The sequence below is a fragment of the uncultured Parabacteroides sp. genome, assembly GCF_947855115.1.
Taxonomy (GTDB): domain Bacteria; phylum Bacteroidota; class Bacteroidia; order Bacteroidales; family Tannerellaceae; genus Parabacteroides.
This window is the reverse complement of record NZ_CANTZW010000044.1, coordinates 1-21,455: the sequence shown is the minus strand read 5'-3', so window position 1 is coordinate 21,455 and position 21,455 is coordinate 1. Positions and strand designations below refer to the sequence as shown.

Sequence of the window (21,455 nt, the reverse complement as noted above, 5' to 3'; positions counted from 1 at the left end):
GCGAACAGGCGGGAATGGATTAATATTAATACTAAAGTAATAAATTAAAGTTCATCCACCGTTACCTCCGTGAGGAGGGAGAGTGGGAAAAAATAGCCTCGGTCGCTTCTGCGATCGGGGCTAACTTTTGAGCAGTCTTCTCATGAACCGTGCTTTTTATGTAGCTTTCCTGTATGTTTCAGCAGCATAAATATAGATGTTATTGAAAAATGTATATCTTTGCTTATTGTTAGAGGGAAAAGCAAATGAGGAAGTTTATGAGAAAAATCGGATTGTTGTTGATTGCCGTGATGATGATTTTACCGGCGATAGCTCAGGTTTCTTTCGGCGTGCGTGCCGGAGGCGCTTATTCTTCATTGATCCAAAAGGTGGAGGATAGATATGAGGCGGGAGCCCGTTTCGGTTTCAGCATAGCGGGTTTGGCGGATATTCCTTTGAGCAAGAACAAGAAATGGTCGCTCCGTCCAGAGGTAGCGTTCGTGAACCAAGGGGGCGCTTATTATTCGGATCAAGATTTACATGGGATGGCGCTCCATAATAAATGTTGGTATTACTCTTTGCAGATTCCCGTGAATGTGGCTTATACATTTACCTTTACGGATGTCCGTCTGTCCGTATTCGCCGGTCCTACCTTTGACTGGTCCTTGTTTGGCAAGATGAAGAGCCGGGAGACCAATCCCGATCTCCATTTCGGAGTATCCAAGGAGAAAGACTTGAAACCTTGCGACTTGGCTATGAACGTCGGCCTATCGGTAGAATATAGTAACTTTTTCTTCTCCGTAAGCTCCCTGTGCGGCATGATAGACCGCCGGGCCTTGAAGCGGGAGGGCGAGACTTCCGTCTATCAAAATAACGTGACATTCTCTTTGGGCTATTACTTCCGTAAGTGATAAATGGCCTTCATAATAACTTGAAAAATAATTAGATTTGTTTGGTATTTCAGATAAAAGCCGTACCTTTGCAAGCCGATTATTATCAAATTGTACTAAGAGTTTAGTTCTTAGCGCATTGTTGCATCATGTGTCCGTTGTGGCAATGTTGGTAAGGCTAGTTTTTTGAGTTATTAATTAATTTAATTTTTAAGCAGTGGATACTTTAAGTTTTAAGACCATTTCTGCAAACAAGGCAACTGTAAACAAAGAGTGGGTCATTGTTGATGCCGAAGGCCAGACCTTAGGTCGCCTTTGCGCTAAAGTAGCGAAGCTTTTGCGCGGTAAGTACAAACCCAATTTCACTCCGCACGTTGACTGTGGTGATAACGTGATCATCATCAATGCAGACAAAGTCGTTCTAACAGGAAACAAGTGGAACGATCGTATTTATTTGAGATATACCGGATATCCCGGTGGACAGATCGAGTATACTCCGGCAGATCTTTTGAAGAAAGGTGCCGGCCATCTGTTCCGTAAAGTTGTAAAAGGTATGTTGCCTAAGAACCGTCTGGGTGCAAAGTTGTTGAGCAACATGTACGTTTATGAGGGGACAGAGCATAAGCACGAGGCTCAACAACCTAAGTTAATCGATATAAACTCATATAAATAATCACGATGGAAGTAGTAAATGCAATAGGAAGACGTAAGGCGGCAGTCGCTCGCGTATTCGTTAGCGAAGGTACGGGAAAGATCACGATCAACAAGCGTGAACTGGAAAAATACTTCCCTTCTTCAATCCTTCAGTTTATCGTAAAGCAGCCGTTAGTAAAATTGAACGTCGCTGAACAATATGATATTAAGATCAATCTTGACGGTGGTGGTTTCAAAGGCCAGTCTGAGGCTGCTCGTTTGGCGATCGCTCGTGCGTTGATAAAGATTAATCCGGAAGATAAGGCTGTCTTGAGAGCGGAAGGATTCGTGACTCGCGATCCTCGTGCTGTTGAGCGTAAGAAACCGGGTCGTCCGAAAGCTCGTAAGAGATTCCAGTTCAGTAAACGTTAATGTTATTTGTGAGTCCCTTACAAGTAAAGCGAAGCGTTTAGTATCTAAATTATCGGGATTCTTTTTACATGCGGACATGCGGAAAGACTACCTGATGGTTGAAATTAACAAAGAAAGTAAACGATTTTAAGAAAAAAACAATGTCAAGAGTAAATTTTGATCAATTATTAGAGGCTGGTGTACACTTCGGACACTTAAAAAGAAAGTGGAATCCCGCTATGGCTCCTTATATTTTCATGGAGCGCAATGGTATTCATATCATTGACCTTTATAAAACAGTTGCTAAAGTAGACGAAGCCGCTGAAGTAATGAAGAACTTGGCTAAACAAGGCAAGAAGATTCTTTTCGTGGCTACCAAAAAACAAGCTAAACAAGTTGTCGCTGATAAGGCTGCTTCCGTAGGTATGCCTTACGTTATCGAGCGCTGGCCGGGTGGTATGTTGACCAACTTCCCGACGATCCGTAAAGCTATCAAGAAGATGGCTACTATCGATAAGATGACAAAAGATGGTACATTTGATAATCTTTCCAAGAGAGAGAAACTTCAAATCACTCGCCAACGCGCTAAGTTGGAGAAGACGTTAGGTTCTATCGTAGACCTTACTCGTCTTCCGTCGGCTTTGTTCGTTGTAGACGTGATGAAAGAGCATATCGCGGTTCGTGAGGCTAACCGTTTGGGCATCCCTGTATTCGGTATGGTTGATACGAACTCAGATCCGAACAATATCGACTACGTTATCCCGGCTAACGATGACGCTACAAAGTCTGTAGAGGTTATCTTGGGCGCTATCTGCGAGGCTATGAACGAAGGCTTGCAAGAGCGTAAGGCCGAAAAACTTGACGCGGAAGCTGCCGAGGAGACTCCGAAAAGAGAGCGTAAGGCAAAGGCTGCTGTTAAGAAAGAACGTACGAAGAAAGAAGACGACGATGCGTTGAACGCTAACGTTGCCGGTAAGTTCGCGAAAGACGAAGAATAATTCGGTTGACAATTGACATTGACAATTGGCGACTAGAATACAAATACAATGGGCAGTTGGCTTTTGACAGTATTTGTCAATTGGCAACTGTCCATTGGCAATTTTTGAAAGTATAAACATTTTAAAGATAAAGGAAATAAGATTATGGCTGTAACAATGGCTGATATTACCAAGCTGCGCAAAATGAGCGGAGCTGGTATGATGGACTGTAAGAAGGCTTTGACCGAGTCTGACGGTGACATCGAGAAAGCAATGGAAATTATCCGTAAAAAAGGACAGGCTATCGCCGCTAAACGTTCTGATCGTGAAGCTGCCGAGGGTTGTGTGTTGGCAAAAAAGGATGGCGAGTTCGCCGCTATCATCGCTTTGAAATGCGAGACAGACTTTGTTGCTAAAAATGCAGACTTCGTCGCTTTGACTCAAGCTATCTTGGACGCTGCTGTAGCTAACAAGTGCCGGACTTTGGATGAGGTAAAAGCTTTGCCTATGGGTAAAGGTACTATCCAAGACGCTGTTACGGATCGTAGCGGTATCACTGGCGAGAAAATGGAGTTAGACGGTTACAGCGTGGTTGAAGGTGCTTATACTACCGTGTACAACCATATGGGTAAGAACCAGCTTTGTACGATCGCCGCTTTCAACAAGGAGTCTGAGGAGGCCGCTCACAATATCGCTATGCAGATCGCTGCTATGAACCCGATCGCTATCGATGAGGCTGGTGTTCCGGAATCTGTAAAAGAGGCTGAGATCCAAGTCGCTGTTGAGAAGACAAAGGCTGAGCAAGTACAGAAAGCTGTAGAGGCTGCCTTGAAGAAAGCCGGTATCAATCCTTCGCATGTAGATAGCGAGGATCATATGGAAAGTAATATGGCTAAGGGCTGGATTACGGCTGAGGATGTTGCTAAGGCAAAAGAAATCATCGCTACTGTTTCCGCGGAGAAAGCAGCGAACTTACCTCAACAAATGATCGAGAATATCGCTAAGGGTCGTCTGGGCAAGTTCTTGAAAGAGGTTTGCTTATTGAACCAAGAGGACATTATGGATGGTAAGAAGACTGTAAGAGAGACAATGAAGGAAATTGATCCTGAGTTGCAGATCTTGGCATTCAAACGTTTCACTTTGCGCGCTGAATAATTTACGGAAACGTATTTGATATAAAGAAAAAGGCTGTCGATTCCGGCAGCCTTTTTTTATGGTTATACTAGACAATCTCTTATTTTAACGCTGTTAACGCTTCCTTGATGCGTTTGATAGCCTCCACGATATTCTCATCGCTGGTAGCGTAGCTCATGCGGATACACTCGGGTGCCCCGAAGGAAGTACCACCTACGCAAGCGACATGGGCAACTTCCAATAGATACATCGCTAAGTCATCGGCGTTGTTGATCACACGGCTCCCATCTGTCTTGCCGAAGTAATAGCTACATTTAGGGAATAAGTAGAAGGCACCTTCCGGCTTGTTCACCTCGAAGCCCGGAACTTCTTTCGCCAAATTAACGATTAAATCGCGACGGCGCTCGAAAGCCTTACGCATTTCCTCAACGGGTTCCTGTGAGCCTGTATAAGCCGCTTCCGCCGCTTTTTGGGATACAGAGCAAGGGCCGGAGGTATATTGTCCTTGTAATTTATTAACCGCTTTCACGATCCATTCCGGTCCGGCTATGAACCCGATACGCCAGCCGGTCATAGCGTACGCTTTGGAAACACCGTTTACGATTACCGTACGGTCTTTCATGCCTTCGATAGAAGCGATGCTGTTGTGTTTGCCGATATAGTTGATGTGTTCATAGATCTCGTCCGCGATTACGATGATATCCGGATACTTTTTCAATACTTCCGCTAAACCGGTTAATTCCTCGGCGCTGTAAACAGAGCCCGTCGGGTTGGAGGGAGAGCAAAGGATCAACGCTTTTGTCTTAGGCGTAATAGCCGCTTCCAACTGAGCCGGAGTGATCTTGAAATCCTGCTCGATACCGGCCGGGACAATAACGGGAGTACCTTCTGCCAACTTTACCATCTCCGGATAGCTTACCCAGAAAGGAGCCGGAATGATAACCTCGTCTCCCGGATTTACCAATACCATGACTGTGTTACAAACGGATTGTTTAGCGCCGTTTGCGCAAGAGATTTGGCCTGCCGTATATTCCAGTCCGTTCTCGTTCTTCAATTTGGCAACGATAGCATTGCGTAATGCCGGGTAACCAGCGACGGGAGAATAGCGTGAGAAATTATCGTCAATCGCCTTTTTCGCGGCTTCTTTAATGAAGTCGGGAGTATTGAAATCGGGTTCTCCCACACTTAAGTTGATAACATCGATACCTTGAGCTTTCAGCTCACCGCTCTTTTGTGACATCGCCAATGTTGCTGAAGGCGATAAACTCGCTAAACGATCTGAGACTTGTGTCATGATAATATAATTTATTTAATGTTATGTAATACGTGGCCCATACGTTCTTTCTTCGTTTTCATGTAGAATTCGTTGTATGGATTCGGTTTTATCTCGATGGGGATATTCTCTACCACTTCAAGTCCATAAGCTTCCAGCCCTACGCGCTTTACCGGATTGTTACTCATCAAACGCATTTTAGTTACACCGATATGGCGTAAGATCTGGGCTCCGACACCGTAATCTCGCTCGTCTGCCTGATGACCTAGATGTAAATTGGCATCGACCGTATCCAAACCGTCTTCTTGAAGCTTGTAGGCTTTCATCTTCTCCATCAGTCCGATACCCCTTCCTTCTTGGTTCAGGTAAACGATAACTCCTTTCCCTTCTTGCTCGATGCGACGCATAGCCTCGTGCAATTGTTCTCCGCACTCGCAACGCATGGAACCGAAAATGTCTCCCGTAGCGCAAGATGAATGTACGCGAACCAAGATCGGCTCGTCTTTCTCGATTTTACCTTTAATCAAGGCTATATGTTCTAATCCATTGCTTTTCTGCCGGAAAGGTATTAAACGGAAATGCCCGTACACCGTAGGGAGATCTACCTCTACGCCGTTTTCCACGATAGATTCGGTTCGAAGGCGGTAGGCGATCAGGTCTTTGATGCAGATAATCTTGATACCGAATTTCTGGGCGACCTTGATTAATTGAGGCAGGCGTGCCATGGTTCCATCCTCGTTAATGATCTCGATCAAAGCCCCTGCCGGGTATAAGCCGGCCAACCGGGCCAGATCTACGGCGGCCTCTGTATGACCAGCCCGGCGAAGTACGCCGCGCGAGCGGGCACGGAGCGGATTGACATGTCCGGGGCGTCCTAGGTCAGACGGTTTGGTTTTGGGGTCTGCCAATGCTAAGATTGTCTCCGCACGATCGTACATAGAAACGCCGGTGGTACATTTTCCTCCTAGTTTATCTACTGTTATCGTAAAAGGAGTACCCAGTAAAGAGGTGTTGTTGGCAACTTGCATATCTAGTTCCAACTCTTGGCAACGCTCCTCCGTGATCGGGGCACATAATACACCTCGCCCGTTTGTCAACATGAAATTGATTTTTTCCGGGGTTACTTTCTCGGCTGCTATGATAAAGTCTCCTTCATTCTCCCGGTCCTCATCGTCTACAACGATTAAGAACTTTCCTTCACGAAAATCCTCGATAGCTTCTTCGATGGTGTTTAATTGAATCTCGCTCATATTTGTTGATTATTTATATCCGAGTTATTTTTTAGCAAATGTAATGAATATATCATATTAATCAGTTCCTTGCTAGTCTTTTGTACCATGATGATATCATGCCGTAATAATTTGCGTTGGTACGTAGCCAATAAGTAGATCGGTAATCCCAGCGGGAGGAATATACCGATAGCCAAGGCTAGCTTTCCGTTCATATGCTTGCTTAACTTGTTGTTGTAGCCTCCGATAATGGGGTAGTCCATCAATTTATTCAAGAGCAAATTCTGGTCGGAATTACTTAATTCTTCTACTATATTTTCCGTATCTCGAGCTAGCAGTTCTGCCATATTATCTTTTCCACCTTGCTTCCAGAACGCCAGGTAATTGATCCAACGTTTGTGGTTTGCCAAATAAGTGGTGCTTTCTTCCACGAGTTTCTGTAGTAGGGGAAGGGTACCCTCATAATCCGGAGTGTATATGATCACCTCTTTCCGCTCCACTTTTCGTCCTTCCCGTTTGCCTATTAAGTTCTTCAAGGCATTCACGTAAGTATCGGCATTTAAGATGACAGAATCTTTTACTGCCTTGTAGGTTAGGAATATGCCCATAGGCGTTAAGACTACGGAGCTAAGCCACATTCCTTCCCATGCCTCCCAGACACCGTCGCGTGCCATCTTGAAGCCCATATTGTCTATAATGTAATAGAAAATAAACAAGATAACCGAGATCACGACCGGTACGCCTAATCCTCCTTTACGGATAATGGCTCCTAAAGGTGCCCCGATAAAGAAAAACATGATACAAGCGAACGATACCGTGAATTTCTTATGCCATTCTGTTAAGTGCCGGCGTACCTTGTAAGCCTCATCACCGATTGTGGCCGCACGGAAATAATAGTCGGTCTTGATATTCTCTATTGAGGATTTGGCCCGGCCTAGTAAAGCCGCTTGGCTACTTGGTGCCTGCGCTTGATAGAGACTGTCGAAATTTAGCGCGACCACAGAAGGGAATACCGGCGGTCTTTCCGGCTGTTCATCCGGTTGCCCTTCGGCATCATTTTCTTTGGGGGCCTGTAAGGATTTTAATGTTTTTATGTATGAGGCATTGTAGATACTTTTTGCGTTTACGTTCTTGATACTATCCAGGCGCACGCTCATTGAATCAATGGAGGTTTGTAGATCTTCTAAGTTTTTTCCCATGTATTGATTCTGCATGAAGGATTCGTCGGTACGGTTGAAATTGGCGTCAAATTCAATCAATATATCCTTGCTGGTGAATGATTCCCGCCGATAGGGAACGGCTTTCCTGGCTTGCGTCGTGTTGACTTGGCTTTTACCCACGTTCTCGAAAGATTCTCCATTAAATAGGGATAAGACAAGGAATAACTTATCCGCGGAAGTCTTTAACCGTCCGGAGTCTGCTACGATTACACGGGCGTTATTGAATCCCTCCGAGTAATCGTAAATCATCACATCCTTTAATAAACCGTCCTTGTTATCTTTCTTTTTTACATACACGTTGAACCCGGGAATATCTTTGTAGAATGAACCCTCCGGAATATCCAATTCCGGTGATTTCTGACGCATGGAATATAATAATGTATATAGTTTAACTTGGACAACGGGCATTACGTTGTTTTGGAAGAAGAAAGCGCCTACACTCACGAATAGGAGTGTTACGATTAAAGGACGCATAATATGTATCAATGACACTCCGGCGGACTTCATGGCCAATAACTCCAAGCGTTCTCCTAAATTACCAAAAGTCATTAACGAGGCTAATAGAATTGCTAGGGGAAGCGCCATCGGGACAAGAAATAAGGCCGCATACATAAACATCTCCGCTAATACAGGGATACCAAGACCTTTCCCTACCATATCGTCGATGTAGCGCCAGAGAAATTGCATTAACACAATAAACAGACAGATACCGAATGTCATAAGAAACAACGGCAGGAATGTCTGCAGCATAAATGTATATAATCGTTTTATTCTCAACATTGCCTAATCTGGTTGAAGTGGCAAAAGTAGTGTAAAAAACGATAACACCCCACAGATTTCTGTAAAACTACTCTAAATACCAAGTGTTCGTTTCAAGTCTTCCACTTGTGAGTCCCATAAATTAATGGAATCTTTTTTCTCTCCGGGCTCAGAGAAATCGGTGATCTCAAGCGCCGTGGAACCTGTTAGTTCGATCGTGTGAATTATGAATTCGAAATAGGCGTTCTCGTCTTCCTCGTCTACCCAACGATAACGGATAAATGCTTCCGGTTTGGAATCAATCACGGTGGCCTCTTGAGCCTCTTTGTTCCATTTAAAGGTATACAAGTTCTCGTTTACAATGACTTCGTCAGCGAACCATGCGGAGAGTCCCAAAGCGGTAGTTAGCTGATTCCATAAGCTTCGTCGTGAAACTTTATCGAAAATGTATTCGATATGAAACTTCTCTTTCTTCATTATTCTTATCCTTATATTTGCCGCAAGATACATAAAAGATTTGAAAACGACTAATTTTCATGATGAAAAAAGTAACTAGTAATTAACCGTTTAGCTGGAGGCCTTAAAAAATAAGCGAATTTTTCCATCAAAAATGTTGTGTATCTCAAAAATAACCCCTACTTTTGCACCGTCGAAAAGAAATAAAGACAATCTGTAATGGCGAGATAGCTCAGCTGGTTAGAGCGCATGATTCATAATCATGAGGTCCCCGGTTCAATCCCGGGTCTCGCTACTTTGAAAATTAAGCAGTTACGGTAATAGGTAACTGCTTTTTTTTATGTCTTTTCGGATGGTTTTTACCTGAATTTTCGTGGTTTTTAGAGGCAGAGTTAAACCAAAAAATGTATAAGTACAACGGTTAACGTCTTGTGTTACAAGTCTAAAGTTTTAGCAAAATTATGAATATTGGATTATCTGGAAACATGGAGAATCTCTTTAACTAGGAAGAACACACGAAGTTACAGATAAATAGGAACTTTAAAAAGTGATTTGTGAGTAAATTCAAAAAGAGAGAAGAACGATACTTCCTGTTTGATTTTTCCGATTGAACACGTATCTTTGTGGTAAATGAATAAGAGAATATGAAATCAACAACTGAATATCTGAACATCTTACGTGACTATATGGCGAAGAACGCTTCCAAATATAGCATTACCCGTATGGGGATATTCGGTTCTGTTGCCAGAGGTGAACAAACAGAAGATAGTGACGTTGATGTCTATCTGGAGACATCAAAGCCGAATATGTTTGCGTTGGTACATATAAAAGAAGATTTACAAAACCTGTTCGGGTGTAATGTCGATATTGTCCGATTACGGGATCACATGGATTCTTTCTTGAGAAATCGAATAGAGAAGGAGGGTATTTATGTGTGATACAGAGTTAATCCGTTCTTCTTTGATAAAGATATAAACGGCTTTAGACAGAATATTAAAGAGGGCGGAAACAATACTTTCTCCAGACGATTTCTTGACGACACCAAGCGGAGTCGAGAGGTTGGAAAGTATTTGTATGCTGTTGATTGCAATCGGAGAAAGCGTCAAACGTATTGATAAAGCCACAAATAAAGAACTTTTATCGCATTATCCTGAGATTGATTGGAAAGGAGTCATGGGAATGCGAGATATTATAGCACATCATTATTTCGATATAGATGCGGTTATCGTTTTTGATGTAATGAAAAATAACCTGCCAGCCGTAAAAATGGTTATTGATAAAATGTTATCTGATATTTAAAATCCTCTATACATTATATATATTCCTTTTACTTGGGTAACGGTTCTATTTCAGCCAGAAAGATGCCCTGTCAGCTATGCTTCATAGGGATATTGATCTATTGGAAGATAAGGCTATCCGCAATCCGATACTTCGCAGGAATATAGATGACTCAAAATTGTTGATTTATGGATGAATATATAGAGAAATATTTACATGACGTATTTCTTGCCCTAGAGGATTCAATTAATTTTTCGCAAAGGTGTTTGAAAAACTAAAGCCTTGATGGAGTCTATATAAAAAAGGCTCTCCATGATTTCGTTTTATTGAAAAAGGAGAGCCTTTTGAAGGTTTCTTGTTTGTGTTTATTTTCAATTGTTACATTCTTTCCGGAACCTCGATGCCTAATAAATCCATACCGGATTTCACGATCTTGGCAACATTGGCAGATAAGATTAAACGGAAGTTCTTTAATTCCGAGTTCTCCTCGCGAAGGATGGAGAAATCATGGTAGAATTGATTATATTCTTTTACTAGATCATAAATATAGTTGGCAATACAAGCTGGGCTATATAGTTTCCCTGCCTCTTTTACGATCTCCGCATAATCAGCGATCATCTGGATCAGGTTCTCTTCTTTCTCGGAAATGGTGAAAGTAAGCGGTAATTGCTCCGGTAATGCGATGCCCTGTTCGGCCGCCTTACGTAATACGGAACGGATACGGGCATAGGTATATTGGATGAATGGGCCTGTATTTCCATTGAAGTCGATAGACTCTTTTGGATTGAATGTCATGTTCTTGCGAGGGTCTACCTTTAAGATGAAATATTTCAAGGAACCTAGACCGACAATACGGGCTATATTTTCAGCTTCTTCCGGTGTCATCTCATCCAATTTCCCTAATTCTTGAGAAATCTCGCGTGCGGTACTGATCATCTCTGCCATCAAATCATCGGCATCTACAACCGTTCCTTCACGGCTCTTCATCTTGCCTTCCGGAAGCTCTACCATTCCATAAGAAAAGTGTACCAATCCCTTGCCGAACTCAAAACCTAGCTTATCCAATAAGATCGATAATACTTGAAAATGATAATTCTGCTCGTTTCCTACTACATAAATCATTTTATTGATCGGGAAATCGTCGAAACGCAATTTGGCGGTCCCGATATCCTGAGTCATATAGACGGAAGTGCCATCCGCACGAAGCAATAATTTCTCATCTAGGCCGTCTTTCGTTAAGTCTGCCCATACGGAACCATCCTCATGGCGATAGAAAATCCCTTTCTCCAATCCTTCCATCACCTTTCCTTTTCCTTCCAGATAAGTTTGAGACTCGTAATAAATCTTATCGAAATCTACACCCATCATCTTATAAGTCTCGTTGAATCCGGCGTATACCCAGTTGTTCATCATTTCCCAGAGCGCACGAACCTCCTTGTCTCCGGCTTCCCATTTACGAAGCATCTCACGTGCTTCAGCCATCAAAGTGGATTGAGCCTCGGCTTCATCTTTGGTAAGGCCTTTCGCTTCCAAAGCATTGGTCTCTTCTTTTAATTTATTGCTGAATAATACGTAAAAGTCTCCGATCAAATGGTCTCCTTTCTTTCCGGTAGATTCGGGAGTAGCCCCATTTCCCCATTTCTGCCAAGCTAACATGGATTTGCAGATATGGATACCACGATCGTTTACGATGTTTGTCTTTACTATTTTGTTTCCGTTCGCTTTTAAAATCTTAGATAAGCTATATCCCAATAGGTTATTGCGGACATGTCCCAGATGAAGCGGTTTGTTCGTATTCGGAGAAGAATATTCGATCATAACCAACGGTGATTGCTCTGTAACCGGGATGATGCCGTAAGTGGGTTGTCCGTTGATCGAGTTCAATAAATCAATCCAGCAGGAACAAGCGACCGTCAGGTTAAGGAATCCTTTGATTACGTTAAACTCAGCTACTGCCGGTTCATTTTTCAATAGGTACTCGCCGATTTCTTGGGCGGTTTGTTCCGGGGATTTCTTCGACTGGCGAAGGAATGGAAATACGACTAGGGTAAGATGTCCCTTAAATTCCTTTTTTGTTTTTTGCAACTGCACTTGGCTTGCGGTGACATCCGCTCCGTACAGTTCTTTGATGCCGGCTATAATAGCTCCGGTAATCTGTTGTTCGATAACCATATTCGTCTAAATATAATTCGGATTTTGTTTTACGCGAAGGTACACAAAAAAAGGATACAATTTGCATCGTATCCTTCTTCTATAGAGAATAATGGTGTTTCTTATTTGATTAGTTCGTTCAATTCAGCGCCAGCTTTAAACTTCACGGCTTTACGAGCTGCGATTTCAATGGTTTCTTTGGTTTTCGGGTTAACACCTTTACGAGCGGCTTTCTCTGATACGGAGAAAGAACCGAAGCCAAGTAAAGCAACTTTACCGCCTGTTTTTAATTCGTTAGAAACTGTATCAACAAAAGCTTCCACTGCCTTTTTAGCGTCCACTTTGCTGAGACCTGATTTTTCAGCGACTGCGCTAATAAACTCTGATTTGTTCATGATGGTTTGACTGTTAATATATTAAACAAAACTATGATAACCGATAGACGGCTTCAAATGTAGTTTTATTTTGAAATATCACAAAAGAAAAACCTACTTTTTTTACCGATTTACATATGTTTTAGTATTATTATGGGCAAAAACGGCTAAAATATATTTACCTTTGCCGCTAAATTAACGTAGTATATGATGAATCAGACAAATTCGGGGTTCTTGAATAGTATCCCCCCGGTAACGAAAAATCTTATCATTATAAACTTGCTATTTTGGGTAGCCAGCCTTGCATTGCCGAAAGTAGGCATTGATTTGGTGGATTTATTAGGGCTTCATTTCCCGGGTGCTACCGACTTTAAGGCTTATCAAATCGTCTCTTATATGTTCATGCACGATACCCGTTCGTTCGCGCATGTGTTTTTTAATATGTTCGCCGTTTACATGTTCGGTCGGGTATTGGAAAACGTGTGGGGGCCTAAACGTTTCTTGATTTTTTACTTTGTGACGGGTATAGGCGCAGGTTTGGTGCAAGAGGCCGTATGGCTCTTTAATTTGCGAGATGTGATCTTCGCTAGTCAAGACATGATAAACCTGAATGGAACCCAGATTATCAGTAAGAGTGAATTCTTGAATTATTTCGTGACAATTGGAGCTTCGGGTGCCGTATTCGGTATCTTGCTGGCTTTCGCTATGATATTCCCGAATGTTCCTTTATATCTGATGTTTATACCGATTCCAATTAAAGCCAAATATTTTGTGATATTTTATGGTCTTGCCGAATTATTCATGGGTGTGGCTAGTTTTGGTGGTGACACGGTTGCGCATTTCGCTCATTTAGGAGGAATGTTATTCGGTTATTTCCTGATTCGTTATTGGAAAAAGAAAGATGCTGACAATGGACGATATTTTTACTAATTTGAAGCGTATGTTTCAGTCGGGTAATATCCTGTCGAAACTGATATATATTAACGTTGGGTTGTTTATCTTGATACGTTTGGCCAGCGTGCTGTTCATGCTCTTTAATATGCAAGGAGTACCTTTCTTGCTGTATTTGCAGTTGCCGGCTTCTCCGGAGCTTTTGCTCTTCCGTCCGTGGACATTGTTTACTTATATGTTCACTCATTTTGATTTCTTACATATCTTGTTCAATATGCTTTGGTTATATTGGTTCGGAGGATTGTTCTTGGATTTCTTCAGTGAACGGCAGTTGGGTGGCTTGTATATATTGGGGGGAATTGCTGGTGCGGTATTGTTTGTCCTGGCTTATAATATTTTCCCTTATTTTCAGGATGTGACCTCTTTTAGCTATTTGATGGGAGCTTCGGCATCCGTTATGGCAATCGTTTTTGCGGTGTCATTTTACCGGAAGGATTTAGAGATTAATTTATTCTTGATCGGAAGGATCAAATTAATTTATTTGGCTATTTTTACGTTACTAATTGATTTGTTGGCGATGACTTCGGAAAATGCGGGAGGACATATCGCTCATATCGGTGGCGCTTTGTTTGGTATCTGGTTTGCTTCCCGTATCCGCAAAGGAAAAGACTTGACTGTTCCGATGAACCGGTTAATCGATTGGTGCGTGAATTTAGGCAAACGAAAGCCAAAGATGCGTGTGACTTATAAACGTAACGAGACCGATTATGAGTATAACGCACGTAAACATCAAGAAGCGGTGGATCTGGATACTATACTAGATAAATTAAAACGTTCTGGTTATGAGAGTCTTTCCGCTGAAGAAAAGAAACGGCTTTTTGATGCCAGTAAGAAATAGCAAATACTTATGAAAACTCTACGGATTTTTCTTCAATTTTTATTCGTCGTGGCGAATATAGGGGCTGTCGTATTATTGATAATCTCAGCTTATTCGGACCGGGTATCTCCCGAGGAAAGTATGACGTTATCGTATTTGGGACTGGCCTTTCCGGTTTTATGTGTAGCCAATCTTTGCTTTATTATCTATTGGTTGTTTTTGAGGAAATGGAAGTTCTTGTCGATCAGTATATTTTCCTTTTTGCTATGCTGGGGGCCACTAAGGTCTTATTTCCCATTTCATTCTCATAAGGATGTTCCTCGGGAGGAAGTGTTGAAGGTGTTGACTTATAATGTGATGGCTTTTGGATACAAGAACCATACGAAGATAGCCCCGAACAAGATTATCCAATATATTGCCAACTCGGATGCGGATATTGTATGTTTACAAGAATATGCCACTTCTAAATCAGAGAAAAATCTTACTTCCTCCAAGATTTATGATGCGCTGAGTATGTATCCTTATCGTTCTGTATTTTATCAGAGCTCCACGAAATTCCAGAGTTTCGGGATTGCGGTATTTTCCAAATATCCTCTCTCAAATTCCCGAATGGTGAAATATGACTCAGATTATAACGGATCTTCCGTACATGAAGTGGATATTAAGGGGAAGAAGTTGACCTTGATTAACAACCATTTGGAGTCATTTAAATTGACAATGGAAGATCGTACTCGCTATTCGTCCCTTATAAAAAGCTTTAACTCGGAAGGATTGGACAATCTGAAAGGAGCGTTCGAGCAAAAGTTGGGGCCTGCTTTCCGGATTCGCGCTAAGCAGGCGGAAGCCGTGTCTAAGGAGATTAAAAAGGCGAAAGGAGATTATGTCTTGGTGTGCGGTGATTTTAATGATACGCCTGTTTCTTATGCGCACCGTACGATTCAAGGCGATTTGATAGATGCCTTTGCCGAGTCTGGCCGGGGAATGGGTATTACTTATAACCAAAATTTCTTCTGGTTCCGTATCGATAATATCCTACATTCCCCGAACATAACCTCTATGAATTGTTCCGTGGATAAGGTTGCCTATTCAGATCACTATCCATTATGGTGTTATCTGAAACTGGAATAAGAGATCTTTATCACTCGGACTCTGCGTCTTGTGCGGCATCGAATACATCGGCGAACAAATTCTCCACAAAGAAGAAGGTTGCGTTGCAGAATAACTTAGGATCTTTGATAAGTGTTATCGTATTACTGTCTCCGTTATTTGCGATTACATCTTCCGCTTTGTAGGTCTTGAACTTCTTATCATTTAGCGGATCGTATTGATATACGATGTCACTCGCTTCGATTGTATATCGATTATCGAAGCAGGTGATACGCATTTTATATTTAATGATCGTCTTGTCCGTGTCATTCAATAATAGCTCTACCTTAGAGCTTACGAAAATAGTTCCTTTATTCTTGTTCGAATTGACGTTGGATAAGAAGACATCTTTCCCGTAAGTTTTCTTAGCCCATGCGTTGATAGCGTTGAATATTTCCAGTTTGGAGGTGTTCTCGATTTCTACTTCATCGCTATAACACACTTTTCCGTTTTTCATGGGGGCACATTCGTCTACCTCACCTTTATGCCCCTGTGCCATGATTAACGAAGGAAACATTATACATATTAAAAATATAATCTTTTTCATAAATGCGATTCTCTTTTTCATTATTTAATCCATACGTTCGTAATTTCACCGATCAACATCGTTTGTTGTCCCTCAGAAGTCTCACCTTGTTTACGGCATTCAATGATGATCCATGGCTCATCGGCAGACGTGCCGGGTTTAGAGAAGGATAACCGATACAATTCGTTTTCACCGATCGCTTTATATGCTGGGCTATCTTTGGATATAGCGATTGTACTGATCGTTTTTCCAAACATATTGCCAATACCTTTCCATTCAACGTTCGCGTCAGTGATATCCTTTTCTATAATCTTGATATGCAAAGTGTTGTTTGGCAACATCTGAAGAATTGTACTTGGAACCTTGTCGGCTTGGAAAGTTACGAAACCTTCCATAGGAGTCTCGGGTTGTGTCTTTCGTTGCGGTGCGGATAAAGGCTCTGCGGGAGTGGTCGTTAATAGTTGCGCGCCCAATGCGCTAGCGGCGCTATCGAATGTCTTTTCTGCGAAATCAATCGTGGCCTTGCGGAATTTACCGCTAATACGGTTTAGCTTCGTTTTCTTTTTATTCAAAGCATATTCGTCTGTGATCCACTCCTCTGCCAGATATTTTTCTGGTTCGTTCTGGTAAGACACGTTATATTCATACCGGATACCTGCTAATTGCAAAGTACAAGCATGTTCCTTGCATTCGATGATAATGCGGAATTTCATCAATGTCCGGTCAAGGGATAAAGCCGTGCTGGAGAATACTAAATACTCTTCCCCGATAATAGCCATCTCGCCTTTCTCTTCATTTTGGTAAGCGACTCTACTTTCTTTTGTGTTAAAGTTTTCTTGTCCCCATTTTAATAATTGTCGATAGATTTGTGCCTTACTGAAAGTGGGGGCGTTGATCTCACGGGTGAAAACGACTTTACCGTCTACGACCGGAACGCCGCCTGCCAGGTAACGTTGATCCTCTTGGGCGAATAGCAAGGCGGGGATAAATAACAGAGCAAATAATAACTGTTTCATGGTATATTTTCCTTATTATTTTAGCCCCAAAGATATACATTTGCGTTTGAAATAAACTATGAGCGTGACAAATAATTATACTAATTGCTCTTTATCAAAGAAAAAAAGTCTATATTTGCACCCTGTGAAAAAACGAATATAAATAATGTAATAACATAAACCTAAGATTCAGATGCAAAACAAAGGATTTGTAAAGGTCTTCGCGGTGTTACTTACGCTTGTCTGTTTGTTCTATTTGTCGTTCTCGTTCGTGACACGACATTACAACAGTAAAGCCGCTGAGTATGCGGGTGGAGATCCTGCGAAAGAGAGTGCTTATTTAGACTCACTATCTACTCAGAAGGTATGGTTAGGCTATACGCTTAAGCAGTGCCGTGAAATGGAAATTAGTTTAGGTCTTGACTTAAAGGGCGGTATGAACGTTGTCCTTGAGTTGAATGTAGCGGACGTAATCCGTTCGTTGTCTAACAATAATCAAGACGAGAATTTCAACAAGGCATTGGATTTAGCTTATGAACATCAGGCGACTAGCCAAAAAGACTTCATTGACCTTTTCGCTGAGGAATATAAGAAGTTGGATAGCGGCGCACGTCTTTCCGCTATTTTTAGTACATTCGAGTTAAAAGATAAAATCACGCCCCAGAGCTCAGACGCTCAGGTCGTTTCTGTTTTAAAGCAAGAATTGCAAAGTGCGATCGATAACTCATTCAATGTATTGCGTACTCGTATCGACCGATTCGGTGTGGTATCTCCGAACATCCAACGTCTGGAGACTGCCGGTCGTATCTTGGTTGAGTTGCCGGGAGTAAAAGAACCTGAACGTGTTCGTAAATTGCTTCAAGGTAGCGCGAATTTGGAATTTTGGGAAACTTATAAGTTGCCGGAAATCTATCAGCAATTGATAGCCGCTGATAATGTATTGGCAACTATCCTTAGCAAGGATGCTTCTACGGATTCGGTAGCTACCACTACAGATACAGTAGAGAAAATTGCGGAAGCTACTGATGCGAATGTAAGTAAGGCTGATTCTTTATTAGCTGAGCTTGGTCAAGATGAGAAAGATACGGAGGCTAACCAAAGCATGGAAGAGTTCGCTAAGCAACATCCGTTATTTGCCTTGTTGCAGATTAGCCAGTACAACGGTCAGTTGTCTCCGGGTTCGACGGTTGGTATCGCTCAGGCGAAAGATATGGAAAAAATCAACGAATACCTGAATATGAAGCAAGTAAAAGAGGTATTGCCTCGTAACTTGGCTTTGAAATGGGGTGTTAAGGCTATCGATGAGAAAGAGCAATTCTATGAATTATATGCCTTGAAGGTTACAAACCGTGATGGAAGCCCTGCTTTGGGAGGTGACGTGGTAACGGATGCTAACGCTGACTTTATGCAACAAGCCGGCCGTTCAGAGCAAATGGTTAATATGGTTATGAATGCCGAAGGTTCTAAGGCTTGGGCTCGCTTGACAAAAGAAAATATCGGTCGCCAGATCGCTATCGTTTTGGATGAGATGGTTTATTCCGCTCCAAACGTAAATGATGAGATCACTGGAGGACGTTCACAAATCACCGGTCATTTCACTCCGGAGGAGGCAAAAGACTTGGCGAATGTGTTAAAGTCGGGTAAGATGGCTGCTTCTGTACATATCGTTCAGGAGGATGTCGTTGGTCCGTCGTTGGGACAAGAGGCTATCAATGCCGGTGTGATTTCTTTCGTATTGGCATTGGTTATGTTGATGATTTATATGTGCGCATTCTACGGATTACTTCCGGGATTGATCGCCGACGGTGCTTTGGTATTGAATATCTTCTTCACGATGGGTATCCTTGCTTCTTTCCAAGCCGTTCTTACCTTGCCGGGTATTGCCGGTATGGTGTTGACGCTGGGTATGGCGGTCGATGCTAACGTGTTGATCTATGAGCGTACGAAAGAGGAACTTCGTGCCGGTAAGTCTTTAGGAAAGGCTATCGCCGATGGTTACAGCAACGCTTTCTCCGCTATCTTCGACTCAAACTTGACATCTATCATTACGGGTATCGTGCTGTTCTATTTCGGTACGGGTCCTATCCGTGGTTTCGCTACGACGATGATCATCGGTTTGTTCGCGTCATTCCTGACTGCCGTGTTCTTGACTCGTATCGTTTATGAGGCATTATTAGCGAAAGATAAATTGAAGAACGTGACATTCACGACTTCTATCACGAAAGACTTGTTGACGAACCCGAAGATTAATTTCTTGGGTGCTCGCAAGGTCGGTTATTTGATTCCGGCTGCGATCATCGTTTTAGGTGCTATTTCCTTTATGACGATCGGTTTGAATAATGGTATCGATTTCACGGGTGGACGTAACTACGTGATCCGTTTCAATCAAGAAGTGAAGACCGATGATGTTCGTAACATGTTGGATGCCCAGTTAGACGGTTCTGTAAGTGTTATTCAAATCGGTACGGCAGATCAAGTACGTGTATCTACCAACTATAAGATCGAAGACAATGATCCTACGGTGGATCAAGAGATCGAGAATAAATTATTTGAAGGTGTGAAATCGTTGCTTCCGGAAGGAACTACATTGGATGAGTTTACGACTACTTTCATCCAGAGTTCACAGAAGGTAGGTCCTAGTATGGCAGACGATATCAAGAATAGCGCTATCTTGGCGGTAATCTTCGCCATGATCTGTATGGCCGCTTATATCTTGCTTCGTTTCCGTGACGTGTCATTCTCTGTTGGTGCATTCGCTTCTGTTGCCACGACTACATTGTGTATCATTTCTTTCTATACTTTATTATGGAAAGTTCTTCCGTTCTCAATGGAGGTCGACCAGACGTTTATCGCCGCTATCTTGACGATTATCGGTTACTCTATCAATGATACCGTAGTTGTGTTCGACCGTATTCGCGAGACGATTACGTTGTATCCGAAGCGTGATCGTTATCAAGTGATCAATGATGCGTTGAACTCTACCTTGTGTCGTACATTTAATACATCATTAACTACATTGGTGGTTGTATTGTGTATCTTCATCTTGGGTGGTAGCACGATCCGAAGCTTTACGTTCGCTATCTTATTAGGTATCATTATCGGTACATATTCTACTTTGTTCGTGGCAACTCCAATCGCTTACGAGTTGCAGAAGAAAAAGATCAATAAGAAAGCGGTAGCTGAGAATACTGGAAAATAATATATTCCTTTAAGGATTTAATGAAGATCCTCTATCTCTCCATTTACATCGGGGAGATAGAGGATTTTTTATGTATTAATTCTTAAAGTGATAAAGTATGAATAAACATGATTTCGTGGTAGGGATACTTATGTATATCGCCAGTCTGCGTGAGAAAAAACAGTATTCGACGGCTAAGAGTTATCAAGATGCCTTGAATTCATTCAGGCGGTTTAGTGGCTTGGAAGAAATTCCCTATGTATATATTACTAAGGATGTGCTTTTGCGCTATCAATCTTGGTTGTTGGCCAAGGGATGCTCTCGCAATACGGTATCGACTTATATGCGCCGGATCCGTCACATTTATAATTTGGCGGTTGAGGCTGATGACGCTCCCTATGTTCCTCACTTGTTCAAGGGTATATTCACGGGGGTGGAGAGTAAGCGGAAGAAGGCGTTGCCTTCGGAAAGCTTGCGTTTGTTGATGACAAGCCCGGTGACAGATCCGCAACAGAAGAAGACCCAATTGGCTTTTTGCCTGATGTTTTTGTTTTGTGGGATGGCTTTCGTAGATTTGGCGCATTTGCGGAAGGAGGATATCAAGGAAGGGGTCTTGTCTTATTATCGACAGAAAAGTGGATCTCTTATACAGGTGGAGATCCCGGTGGAGGCGCAAGGGCTGTTGAATGAGTTGGCAGCCGATACAACCGAGGGTTCGCCCTATCTATTCCCGTTTTTAGAGGGAATGAAGACCGGTGAGGATGCCTACAAGGAATATAATACCGTATTAGGAGGTTTTAACCGCAGATTGAAAACGCTGTCGGAATTCATCGGTATTCATACTCGGGTTACCTCATACACGATTCGTCACTCTTTTGCTACGACCTTGAAGGAGCAAAACGTACCGATTGAGATGATCAGTGAACTATTAGGGCACAAATCTATCAAGACCACGCAAATATATTTGAAAAGTTTCTCTTTAGAAAAACTCTCGACCGTAAACAAACTTTGTTTCGAAAGTGTGTATAATTATACACCGAAAGTAGGGTGAAAAGAAGTATGCTACTTGGCGAGTAGC

The 21,455-nt window shown here is 42.3% G+C and carries 20 protein-coding genes and 1 tRNA gene; 13 read left to right on the top strand and 8 right to left on the bottom strand.

Annotated elements, in window-relative coordinates; translation table 11 throughout:
* Window positions 1-257 precede the first annotated feature (257 nt).
* The 5 genes from Q0110_RS17465 to tsf all read left to right on the top strand — a co-directional run bounded on the left by Q0110_RS17465 (window position 258) and on the right by tsf (window position 4,045).
* Window positions 258-890, top strand: coding sequence for a porin family protein (locus Q0110_RS17465; RefSeq protein WP_297909481.1), 633 nt, complete (start codon window positions 258-260; stop codon window positions 888-890).
* Window positions 891-1,086: 196 nt separating this feature from the next.
* Window positions 1,087-1,542 (top strand): 50S ribosomal protein L13, encoded by a 456-nt coding sequence (gene rplM, locus Q0110_RS17460; RefSeq protein WP_297909477.1) that lies wholly within the window; start codon window positions 1,087-1,089, stop codon window positions 1,540-1,542.
* Window positions 1,543-1,547: 5 nt separating this feature from the next.
* On the top strand, window positions 1,548-1,934 hold the full coding sequence (rpsI, locus tag Q0110_RS17455) for a 30S ribosomal protein S9 (RefSeq protein ID WP_297909475.1): 387 nt from the start codon (window positions 1,548-1,550) through the stop codon (window positions 1,932-1,934).
* A gap of 140 nt (window positions 1,935-2,074) precedes the next feature.
* On the top strand, window positions 2,075-2,911 hold the full coding sequence (gene rpsB, locus Q0110_RS17450; RefSeq protein ID WP_297909472.1) for a 30S ribosomal protein S2: 837 nt from the start codon (window positions 2,075-2,077) through the stop codon (window positions 2,909-2,911).
* A 144-nt stretch (window positions 2,912-3,055) separates the two neighbouring features.
* The gene (tsf, locus tag Q0110_RS17445) at window positions 3,056-4,045 is read left to right on the top strand and encodes a translation elongation factor Ts (RefSeq protein WP_297909469.1); all 990 of its coding nucleotides are present in this window, start codon (window positions 3,056-3,058) and stop codon (window positions 4,043-4,045) included.
* Between the two features lie 79 nt (window positions 4,046-4,124).
* Here tsf and Q0110_RS17440 read toward each other — a convergent pair whose 3' ends face one another.
* The 4 genes from Q0110_RS17440 to Q0110_RS17425 all read right to left on the bottom strand — a co-directional run bounded on the left by Q0110_RS17440 (window position 4,125) and on the right by Q0110_RS17425 (window position 8,982).
* Complete coding sequence (locus Q0110_RS17440) at window positions 4,125-5,318, bottom strand: pyridoxal phosphate-dependent aminotransferase (protein WP_297909466.1); 1,194 nt, start codon at window positions 5,316-5,318, stop codon at window positions 4,125-4,127.
* A gap of 11 nt (window positions 5,319-5,329) precedes the next feature.
* Window positions 5,330-6,547 carry a bifunctional 3,4-dihydroxy-2-butanone-4-phosphate synthase/GTP cyclohydrolase II gene (locus tag Q0110_RS17435; protein ID WP_297909463.1) on the bottom strand — a complete coding sequence of 406 codons (1,218 nt, stop codon included), beginning with the start codon at window positions 6,545-6,547 and terminating at the stop codon, window positions 5,330-5,332.
* Window positions 6,544-8,526 carry an LptF/LptG family permease gene (locus Q0110_RS17430; RefSeq protein ID WP_297909460.1) on the bottom strand — a complete coding sequence of 661 codons (1,983 nt, stop codon included), beginning with the start codon at window positions 8,524-8,526 and terminating at the stop codon, window positions 6,544-6,546. Before Q0110_RS17430 ends, Q0110_RS17435 begins: the two co-directional genes overlap by 4 nt.
* A 72-nt stretch (window positions 8,527-8,598) precedes the next feature.
* Window positions 8,599-8,982 carry an START-like domain-containing protein gene (locus Q0110_RS17425; protein ID WP_297909457.1) on the bottom strand — a complete coding sequence of 128 codons (384 nt, stop codon included), beginning with the start codon at window positions 8,980-8,982 and terminating at the stop codon, window positions 8,599-8,601.
* 200 nt (window positions 8,983-9,182) lie between these two features.
* Between Q0110_RS17425 and Q0110_RS17420 the strand changes: the two genes are divergently transcribed.
* From Q0110_RS17420 to Q0110_RS17410, 3 genes are all read left to right on the top strand, one after another.
* Window positions 9,183-9,256 (top strand) — tRNA-Met (locus Q0110_RS17420).
* 349 nt (window positions 9,257-9,605) lie between these two features.
* The gene (locus Q0110_RS17415; RefSeq protein ID WP_297909455.1) at window positions 9,606-9,899 is read left to right on the top strand and encodes a nucleotidyltransferase domain-containing protein; all 294 of its coding nucleotides are present in this window, start codon (window positions 9,606-9,608) and stop codon (window positions 9,897-9,899) included.
* 52 nt (window positions 9,900-9,951) lie between these two features.
* Entirely contained in the window at window positions 9,952-10,260 is a 309-nt protein-coding gene (locus Q0110_RS17410) for a HepT-like ribonuclease domain-containing protein (protein ID WP_297909484.1), read from the top strand.
* Between the two features lie 357 nt (window positions 10,261-10,617).
* Here Q0110_RS17410 and argS read toward each other — a convergent pair whose 3' ends face one another.
* Together argS and Q0110_RS17400 are read right to left on the bottom strand one after the other, a co-directional pair.
* Window positions 10,618-12,411 carry an arginine--tRNA ligase gene (gene argS / locus Q0110_RS17405; RefSeq protein ID WP_297909453.1) on the bottom strand — a complete coding sequence of 598 codons (1,794 nt, stop codon included), beginning with the start codon at window positions 12,409-12,411 and terminating at the stop codon, window positions 10,618-10,620.
* 101 nt (window positions 12,412-12,512) lie between these two features.
* Window positions 12,513-12,785, bottom strand: coding sequence for an HU family DNA-binding protein (locus Q0110_RS17400; protein ID WP_297909450.1), 273 nt, complete (start codon window positions 12,783-12,785; stop codon window positions 12,513-12,515).
* 186 nt (window positions 12,786-12,971) lie between these two features.
* Between Q0110_RS17400 and Q0110_RS17395 the strand changes: the two genes are divergently transcribed.
* The 3 genes from Q0110_RS17395 to Q0110_RS17385 are packed head-to-tail and all read left to right on the top strand — an operon-like array spanning window position 12,972 to window position 15,660.
* On the top strand, window positions 12,972-13,694 hold the full coding sequence (locus tag Q0110_RS17395) for a rhomboid family intramembrane serine protease (RefSeq protein ID WP_297909447.1): 723 nt from the start codon (window positions 12,972-12,974) through the stop codon (window positions 13,692-13,694).
* Window positions 13,675-14,553: a rhomboid family intramembrane serine protease gene (locus Q0110_RS17390; protein ID WP_297909444.1), complete on the top strand. Its 879-nt coding sequence runs from the start codon at window positions 13,675-13,677 to the stop codon at window positions 14,551-14,553. The genes Q0110_RS17395 and Q0110_RS17390 overlap by 20 nt, the downstream gene beginning before the upstream one ends.
* 9 nt (window positions 14,554-14,562) lie before the next feature.
* Window positions 14,563-15,660 carry an endonuclease/exonuclease/phosphatase family protein gene (locus tag Q0110_RS17385; protein ID WP_297909442.1) on the top strand — a complete coding sequence of 366 codons (1,098 nt, stop codon included), beginning with the start codon at window positions 14,563-14,565 and terminating at the stop codon, window positions 15,658-15,660.
* Window positions 15,661-15,670: 10 nt separating this feature from the next.
* Here Q0110_RS17385 and Q0110_RS17380 read toward each other — a convergent pair whose 3' ends face one another.
* Window positions 15,671-16,225, bottom strand: a complete 555-nt coding sequence (locus Q0110_RS17380; protein ID WP_297909437.1) for a DUF4468 domain-containing protein — start codon at window positions 16,223-16,225, stop codon at window positions 15,671-15,673.
* Between the two features lie 20 nt (window positions 16,226-16,245).
* Window positions 16,246-17,220, bottom strand: a complete 975-nt coding sequence (locus Q0110_RS17375; protein ID WP_297909434.1) for a DUF4468 domain-containing protein — start codon at window positions 17,218-17,220, stop codon at window positions 16,246-16,248.
* Window positions 17,221-17,392: 172 nt separating this feature from the next.
* On the opposite strand from Q0110_RS17375, the gene secDF reads away from it, so the two are divergent.
* Both secDF and Q0110_RS17365 read left to right on the top strand, forming a co-directional pair.
* The gene (secDF, locus tag Q0110_RS17370) at window positions 17,393-20,398 is read left to right on the top strand and encodes a protein translocase subunit SecDF (protein WP_297909431.1); all 3,006 of its coding nucleotides are present in this window, start codon (window positions 17,393-17,395) and stop codon (window positions 20,396-20,398) included.
* 97 nt (window positions 20,399-20,495) lie between these two features.
* Window positions 20,496-21,428, top strand: coding sequence for a site-specific integrase (locus Q0110_RS17365; protein WP_297909428.1), 933 nt, complete (start codon window positions 20,496-20,498; stop codon window positions 21,426-21,428).
* Window positions 21,429-21,455: the final 27 nt, after the last annotated feature.